Here is a 264-nt window from a genome sequence, read left to right on the forward strand (position 1 = left end):
GCCCTGCCCATCCTCGGGCGCATCTTCATGGAACTGGGCCTTTCGCGCTCGCGAGTCGCCACCCTTACCATCGGTGCGGCGGCAATAGACGATGTCTGCGGCTGGCTCATCCTTGGTGGCGTTACATCGCTGATCGCCTCGCAGTTCAACCCTTGGGCTTCCTTGGCCAGGGTGCTGGCGCTGGGCTTGTTCATTGTGCTGGTGATCGGCCTGGTGCGACCACTGATCATGCGCTGGATCCTCGGCGACCTGGAGCGCCGACCG

General features: G+C 64.0%; 1 protein-coding gene. It reads left to right on the top strand.

Annotated features, from left to right (window positions below):
* A partial coding sequence (locus tag SB765_RS30540) for a cation:proton antiporter (RefSeq protein ID WP_410932606.1) occupies positions 1-264 on the top strand: 264 nt, incomplete at both ends.

The organism is Pseudomonas sp. SIMBA_067 (assembly GCF_046534675.1).
GTDB lineage: Bacteria > Pseudomonadota > Gammaproteobacteria > Pseudomonadales > Pseudomonadaceae > Aquipseudomonas > Aquipseudomonas putida.